General features: G+C 72.9%; 5 protein-coding genes. 4 read left to right on the forward strand and 1 reads right to left on the reverse strand.

The features are described from left to right. Nucleotides 1-204 precede the first annotated feature (204 nt). Both metK and priA read left to right on the forward strand, forming a co-directional pair. On the forward strand, nt 205-1,485 hold the full coding sequence (metK, locus tag PHA29_RS10055) for a methionine adenosyltransferase (protein WP_270849484.1): 1,281 nt from the start codon (nt 205-207) through the stop codon (nt 1,483-1,485). A gap of 9 nt (nt 1,486-1,494) precedes the next feature. Continuing rightward, nucleotides 1,495-3,927, forward strand: coding sequence for a replication restart helicase PriA (priA, locus tag PHA29_RS10060; protein WP_270849486.1), 2,433 nt, complete (start codon nt 1,495-1,497; stop codon nt 3,925-3,927). Between the two features lie 35 nt (nt 3,928-3,962). Here the strand turns inward: priA and PHA29_RS10065 are convergent, their stop codons facing one another. Continuing rightward, a complete protein-coding gene (locus PHA29_RS10065) occupies nt 3,963-5,027 on the reverse strand; it encodes an acyltransferase family protein (RefSeq protein ID WP_270575252.1) in 1,065 nt (354 codons plus the stop codon). A gap of 144 nt (nt 5,028-5,171) precedes the next feature. Between PHA29_RS10065 and def the strand changes: the two genes are divergently transcribed. Together def and fmt are read left to right on the forward strand one after the other, a co-directional pair. Continuing rightward, nucleotides 5,172-5,708, forward strand: a complete 537-nt coding sequence (gene def, locus PHA29_RS10070; RefSeq protein ID WP_270405811.1) for a peptide deformylase — start codon at nt 5,172-5,174, stop codon at nt 5,706-5,708. A gap of 68 nt (nt 5,709-5,776) precedes the next feature. Beyond that, nucleotides 5,777-6,519 (forward strand): methionyl-tRNA formyltransferase (fmt, locus tag PHA29_RS10075; protein WP_270849489.1); only part of this gene is annotated, 743 nt, incomplete at its 3' end.

Below are 6,519 nucleotides of genomic sequence, written 5' to 3' on the forward strand. Positions count from 1 at the left end.
CCGCGACGGCCCCGTCGCGCGGGCGCCCCGCCGCCGGCGCGCCGTGCGGCGCCCGGTATCGCACGGCGCGCGGGCCGACCCGTCCGTGGTGATTCTCGGGTGGGCGGGTTCCCGGCCTCCCGCGTCGCGTCGAGTGTACAATCTTCCCTTACAGCCCCGGTGGAATGGCAACGGTCGCCGGGCATCGTCATCGAAAGGGGCATCATGCCAGACCAGCTTCGTTCCACCCAGGGACCCCGCAGCTACGTGTTCACCTCCGAGTCCGTGACGGAGGGCCATCCGGATAAGGTCGCCGACCAGATCTCCGACGCGGTCCTCGACGCCATCCTCGCCAAGGAGGCCAAGCTCGAGGCCCAGGGGTACGTCGACCACAAGGGCGTCCCGGCGTGCCTGGACAACGTCCGCTGCGCGTGCGAGACCCTCGTCACCACCGGTTCGGTCATCGTCACCGGCGAGATCCGCACCCAGGCCTACGTCGACGTCCAGAAGATCGCGCGCCGCGTGATCGAGCGCATCGGGTACACGCGCGCCAAGTTCGGATTCGATTCCGAGACCTGCGGCGTCATCAACATGATCCATGAGCAGAGCCCCGACATCGCCGCCGGCGTGGACGAGAGCTTCGACGCCCAGCACGGCGCCTCCGACCCGCTCGACCTGATCGGCGCGGGGGACCAGGGCATGATGTTCGGCTACGCCTCGAGGGAGACCTCGACGCTCATGCCCATGCCGCATTACCTGGCGAGCCGCCTCGCGGAGCGCCTGGCCGCCGTCCGCCACGACGGGACCCTGCCGTATCTCCGCCCGGACGGCAAGACGCAGGTGACCGTCCGCTACGAGGACGACCGCCCCGTCGCCGTCGAGACCGTCGTCATCTCCACCCAGCACGCCCCCGAGGTCGAGTCCATGGACCGCATCCGCGAGGACCTCGTGGCGCAGGTCATCGCCCCGGTGATGGACGCCGAGGGGATCGCCTGGCGCGATGCCGTGATCTACGTGAACCCCACCGGCCGGTTCGTCGTGGGCGGCCCCATGGGCGACACCGGCCTCACGGGGCGCAAGATCATCGTCGACACCTACGGCGGCATGGGGCGCCACGGCGGCGGCGCCTTCTCCGGCAAGGACTGCACCAAGGTCGACCGCTCCGCGGCCTACGCCGCGCGCTGGGTCGCCAAGAACGTGGTGGCGGCCGGGCTCGCCGACCGCTGCGAGGTCCAGTTCGCCTACGCCATCGGCGTCGCGCACCCGCTGTCGCTCATGGTGGACACCTTCGGCACCGGCCGCGTGCCCGAGGCGGATATCGAGCGCGCCGTCTCCGAGGTCTTCGACCTGCGTCCGGGCGCCATCATCCGCGACCTCGACCTGCGCCGCCCCATCTACGAGAAGACGGCCTCCTACGGCCACTTCGGCCGCGAGGACCCCGATTTCTCCTGGGAGCGCTGCGACCGCGTGGACGAGCTGCGCGCAGCCTGCGGCATCTCCGAGTAGGCGCGGCGCATGGCCTGCCAGCCGTCCCTGTTCCCGTCCGGTGCGGGCGCGCCGGACGCGCGCCCGGCAGCCGATGGGGCCCCGAGGTCCCGCGAGCGCTGGGCCGGCTTCGTCTCGGTCGTGGTCGACATCCCGGCGCGGGCGCTTTCCGAGCCCTTCGCCTACGCGGTCCCCGAGCGGCTGGCCGACGACGTCGACGTCGCCTGCGCGGTGCTCGTCCCGTTCGGGCGCCGCGCGGCCGTGGGCTACGTCGTCGCCCGTGCGGACGACCTTTCGGGCCTCCCCGGCGCCGAGGGGCTGGACCCCGCGCGCGTCCGCCCCGTCTCCGCGCTGCTCTCCGCGCGCGCCTTCTCCGCCGGCGCCCCCGCGCTCGCATCGTGGATCAGCCGCGAGTACGTGGCGCCGCTCGCCGAGTGCCTGCGCCTGTTCCTCCCCCCGGGGGGCTCTCCGAGGCTGCGCCGCGCCGCGGACGGCTCCTGGGAGCTCGAGCCCCCGGCGGTGGGGGAGGCCCGCGAGCGCGTGGTCTCCCTCACGCCCGAGGGTCTCGACTACGAGCCACCCGCCAACGCGACGCGCCAGCGCATGCTCATGGAGGCGCTCTCCTGCGGCCCGGTGACCACCCGCGAGCTGAACCTGCTCTACACGGACCTGTCCGCGGCCATCCGCACCCTGCGCGACCGCGGGGTGGTCCGCGTGGACGAGCGCCGCGCCTGGCGCGCGCCGGACGGGGGGACCACCCTCTCGTCCGCGCGCGCCTGCGCCCCGGTTGAGCTCACCGCCGGGCAGCGCGCGGCCCTCGACGCCATCGAGGCGGCGCGCGAGGCCGGTTCGGGCGACGTCGTCCTCATCGACGGCGTGACGGGCTCGGGCAAGACCGAGGTCTACCTCGCCGCCATCGAGCGGGTCCTCGCCGCGGGGCGCTCCGCGTGCGTGCTCGTGCCGGAGATCTCGCTCACCGCGCAGACCGTGGGCCGCTTCCGCTCGCGGTTCGGGGACACGGTGGCGGTCTTCCACTCGCGCCTGTCGGCCGGCGAGCGCCGCGACCAATGGGACATGGTGTTCGAGGGCGCGGCCCGCGTCGTGGTGGGCGCCCGCTCGGCGCTGTTCTGCCCGTTCCCGGACCTGGGGATCGTCATCATCGACGAGGAGCACGAGTCGTCCTACAAGCAGGGCTCGAGTCCGCGCTACCATGCGCGCGAGGTCGCGGCGCGGCTCGCCCGCGACTGCGGGTGCCCGCTCGTGCTCGGTTCGGCCACCCCTTCCGCCGAGGCGCTCGCCCGGTGCCGTGCCGGCTCCCATCGGGGCCAGCGGTGGCTCCGCGTCGAGATGCCGGAGCGCGCGGGCGCCGGGCGGCTCCCCGAGGTCGTCGTCGCCGACCTGCGCCGCGAGTTCTCGAGCGGGGCGCGCTCCATGTTCTCGCGGCCGCTGCGCGAGGCGCTCGCCGAGGTGGTCGAGCGCCGCGAGAAGGCGGTGCTGCTGCACAACCGCCGCGGGTTCGCCCCCTTCCTCATGTGCCGCGAGTGCGGCTGCGTCCCCACCTGCGAGCACTGCTCCACCGCGCTCACCTACCACGAGCGCACCCATACGCTCGAGTGCCACACCTGCGGGGCGGTGACGCGCGTGCGCCCCTATCCCGCCCCCGGCAGCGCCTGCCCGGCGTGCGGCAGCCGCTACCTGGCCAAGATGGGCGTCGGCACCCAGCAGGTCGAGGACGCGCTCGCCGCCGTGCTCCCCGCCGACGTCCCCGTCATCCGCATGGACGCGGACTCCACGCGCGGGAAGGACGCGCACAAGCGCCTGCTCGAGGAGTTCGACGCGGCGGACTGCGCCGTGCTCCTCGGCACCCAGATGATCGCGAAGGGGCTCGATTTCCCCGAGGTGACGCTCGTCGGCGTCGTGATGGCGGACTACGCGCTCAAGATGCCCGACTTCCGCGCCTCCGAGCGCGCCTTCGACCTGCTCGAGCAGGTCGCGGGCCGCGCCGGCCGCGGCGAGCGCCCCGGGCGCGTCATCATCCAGACCTACCTGCCCGACGACCCCGTCATACGGGCGGTCGCCGCGCACGACCGCTCGATCTACGCTGAGGCGGACGCCGCCCAGCGCCGCGAGGCGCTCTACCCGCCCTACGTGCGCCTGACGAACGTCATCGTGCGCGGGAAGGACGCCCGGTCCGCGCGCGGCTACATCGACCGCCTCGCCGCCGAGGTGCGCGCCCGCATCGCCGCGCTCGCGCCGGCGGCGGGCGGGCTCGACCGCCCCGTCGTCCTGGGTCCGGTGAGCTGCGTGATCGAGCGGGCGAAGGACCGCTACCGCTTCCATTTCCTCGTCAAGGCGCCGCTCGAGGCGGATGTCTCGCCCCTCGTGGCCGACGCCCTCGCGCAGACGCCCCCGCCCGCGGGCGTGGGCGTCGCCGTGGACGTGGACGCCTACGACCTTATGTAGCCGCCTGCGCGCCGTTGCCGGCGGCGCGAGCCGTCCTACTCCCAGCCCATGGTCCCTTGGAGGACCATGGTGACGATGAGGAGCAGGGCGAGCGCGGTCCCGAGCGCCTCCCGCGATGCGCTTCCCGGGCCCTCGGGGATGCGCGCCAGCGCGCACACGCGGTCGACGAGGCGGTCCCATAGGCGGGCGAACGGGACGCTCCCCAGGATCGCGCAGGTGGCGAGGGTGGCCACCAGGCTCGCCGCGCCCACGGGGGAGAGCAGGGCCGCCGGCGCGGGGAGGACCTTGACGAAGGCCAGCGTGGCGAATCGGTGGAAGAGGTAGATGGGCAGCGACCGCGCGCCCCATCCGGTGACGGCGGGCAGCCTGCGGTCGGGGAGCGCGAGCACGAGGCCGACCGAGGCGACCAGGGCGATGGCGAGGACCGCCATGCGGCGCGCCAGGCCGGCCGCGAGGCCGTCGCGGTAGGCGTACATCATCACATCGCGCTCTCCCACGCCGAACAGGGCGACCGCCGCGACCGCGGCGGCGATCCCCACGGCGAGCATCGCCGCCCCGACGCGCCGCCGCCCCTCGATCGAGCCCTCGTCCACGCCGCGGCTCCTCAGACGGTATCCGAGTAGGAAGAACGGGTAGAACGCTATCGTGCGCATGAGGGAGAGGTCGTTGCCGATCTCGGGTGCGAAGCCGGATGCGAGGGCCGCCGCCGTGCACAGCGGCAGTGCGAGCCTGAAGCTCGCGACGAACGGAAGGGTGAGCCGCCAGCAGATGAGCGACAGGAGGTACCAGAAGGAGTAGTACGGGTCGAGCAGCGACGGAGCCGCCCCGGTCGCCGCGACCACGAGGCAGGTCATGAGCCCGTTGGCCAGGACGTACATGGCGAGCAGGCGCGCCGCCCCGCGCGCGTTGCGGGCGAGGTCCACACCGCTCAGGTACCCGGATATGAGGACGAAAGCCGGCATATGGAACACGTAGAGCGCGAGCACGAGGGTCGACACCCCCGCGTCCTCGCGGTACTGCCATAGGAAGTGGCCCAGGACGACCAGGATGATGAGAGCGCCTTTCGCGTTGTCGAGGCGCAGCGAGCGACCGGACTGCATGGATCCCCCCCAAAGACATCCCCCGTTGAATGTGTGCAGCGGCCTCAGGAGGCCGAAGCGCACGCGCGCACCCCTATAATTATGCAAAACGAGTACACCCGGCCGCCGGCGATCGGCGCGCCCGGCTTCATGAAAGGACCGGATATGGAGATGAACGGCATCGTCCTGTCGCCCGACCCGCGCCTGCGGCAGGAGTGCGCCGAGATCGAGGAGATCACGCCCGCCCTCGAGCGCCTCGTGGAGCGCATGAAGGGGCAGATGTTCGAGAACAACGGCTGCGGCCTGGCCGCCCCGCAGGTGGGCGAGCTCATCCAGCTCGTGATCATCGACACCGAGTACACCGGCGAGGCGGACTACGACCCCTTCGTGCTCATCAACCCGCGCATCGTCGAGCAGTCCGACTCCACCTTCACCTTCAACGAGGGGTGCCTGTCCATCCCCGGCATCAACGTGGAGATCGAGCGCGCCGACCATGTCGCGGTGGAGGCCTACGACCTGAACGGGGACCTCATGCGCTACGAGGCGGACGGCGACCTGCTGTGCGTCTGCCTGCAGCACGAGATCGACCACCTGCACGGCATCACGATGTTCGAGCGCCTGTCGCCGATGAAGCGCATCGCGGCCATGCGGGACTACCAGCAGGCGCGCGCCCGCGGCGCCAAGCCGGGCGACACCGAGTAGGCGCCGCCCTCGCACTACGGATTCCATCGGGCGGGCGGTGTCGACCCCGCCCGGAAAGGGGGCGCGGTATGCGCGTCGTGTTCATGGGGACGCCGGATTTCGCCGTCCCGACCCTGAAGAAGCTGGCCGCCTCCTTCGAGGTGGCCCTCGTCCTCACGCGCCCGGATGCGGTGCGCGGGCGCGGCAAGCGCCTCGAGCCCTCGCCGGTCAAGGCGGCCGCGCTCGAGCTCGGCCTCCCGGTCATGGAGGCGAAGCGCATGACGCCCGAGGTGCTCGAGGCCCTGCGCGCGGCGGGGGCCGACGTGTTCTGCGTGGCGGCCTACGGGTGCATCCTGCCCGACGAGGTGCTCACCATGGCCCCCGCCGGCTGCGTGAACGTGCACGCCTCGCTGCTGCCCCGCTGGCGCGGCGCGGCCCCCATCCAGCGCTGCATCCTCGCGGGGGACGCCACGGCGGGCGTCTCCATCATGCGCATCGGCCACGGGGTCGACACCGGGGCCTACTGCGCCCAGGCGAGCTGCCCCGTCACCGGGAAGACCGCCGACGAGCTCACGGCCGACCTCGCCCGCCTCGGGGCCGACCTGCTCGCGGAGACGCTGCCCTCCATCGTGGACGGCACCGCCGTGTGGACCGAGCAGGACGAGGCGCTCGTGACCCACGCCGCCAAGATCGAGAAATCCGAGCTGTGGCTCGACCCCCGGATCACGGCGGGGGAGAACGTCCGCCGCGCCCTGGCCTCCTCCGATGCCGCGCCCGCCCGCTGCAGCGTCGCGGGCCGCGCGGTCCGCGTGCTGCGCGCGGTCCCCGCGCC

Source organism: Candidatus Collinsella stercoripullorum, assembly GCF_027669965.1.
GTDB lineage: Bacteria > Actinomycetota > Coriobacteriia > Coriobacteriales > Coriobacteriaceae > Collinsella > Collinsella stercoripullorum.